The following is a 1,224-nucleotide window of genomic DNA, read 5'->3' on the forward strand; positions in this document are numbered from 1 at the left end:
TATACTAATTATGTTTTTATAAATTTTTATAACAATTGAGAAAAGTATATAACAAATAATTTAAAAAAAATATTTGAAAATAATAAAGATTTTTATAATTTTGAAATAATAAGTGAAAATGATAATTCTAAAAAAGAAAAAATTTTAGCGAATGAAATTAAATCTGAAAAATATAAATTTATATTTACTGGGAAAGAATGAAAAAAAAATTTTAATTATGTAGGTTTAACTGAAGAAAAAATTAAATATTTTTCTTCTGGTACTCAAAAAATTAAATTAGGAATATTAGATGATGGAAAAATTAGTTTAGACCCTGATTTATTTAATATAAATTTAATTACAAATAAAAATAGAATTTTACCCTTTAATAATAATTTTGGAGAGCATGCAACAAATGTTGCATCAGTCGCCGGTGGTTATAACGGTGTTAATAAAAATATAAATCTTTATGGAATAAGAGCCTTTTTTTGAAACGGAATAGAACAAGAAATAGAATGATTGATTTCAAACAATGTCAAAGTTATAAATGTTAGTTTAGGATATGGCGATTATTATAAATATAATGGTTACGCCAACTATTTTGATAAATTATCTAATAACTTAGAAAATGAAGTAACATTTGTGATTGCGGCTGGAAATGATGGGAGGAAAGAGGATTTAAATCTTCGAAAATTACAACAACTTCAACTTTCATATAATTCAGTAACAGTAGGAGCTAGTGATGCTATTAATTATTTTGAAACAGCTGCTTATAGTTCATACGGTTCATTAAACGATGCTAAAGAAGTTACATTAATTGCTCCACCTGGTATTTTTGATAAATATAATGTATATGATAAAAAAACAAATAACTATTCAGGAGTATATTATAATGGAGGTACAAGTTTTTCATCTCCAGTTGTTGCTTCCGTTTTAGCTAGTTATATGAATAAAAAATCATATATTTATGATAAAGGGCTTGATAGTATTATTTCCCTTTCTGCTCTATCTAGCTCCGCTACACATAGCGATACTATTAATTCTAAAATGGGCGCTGGATTATTGAATGTTGATAATTTTGAAAGTGCTTTAGAATCTTTAAATTATATAAAATTAAAAGGTGATAGTTATGTAGCTGAAAATCAAGAAAATATAACTACACATAAAGTTTATTTAAAAAAAGGACAAAAATTAAAAGCTGCTTTAGCATGAAACTTTAAAAATGAATTTGACAAAGAATGACCA

General features: G+C 24.4%; 1 protein-coding gene. It reads left to right on the forward strand.

Going from position 1 to position 1,224, the window contains the following annotated elements; all coding sequences use genetic code 4:
- Positions 1-1,224 (forward strand): S8 family serine peptidase (locus tag T403_RS0103945; RefSeq protein WP_033161521.1); only part of this gene is annotated, 1,224 nt, incomplete at both ends.

The organism is Mycoplasma collis ATCC 35278 (assembly GCF_000701825.1).
GTDB lineage: Bacteria > Bacillota_I > Bacilli_A > Mycoplasmatales > Metamycoplasmataceae > Mesomycoplasma_A > Mesomycoplasma_A collis.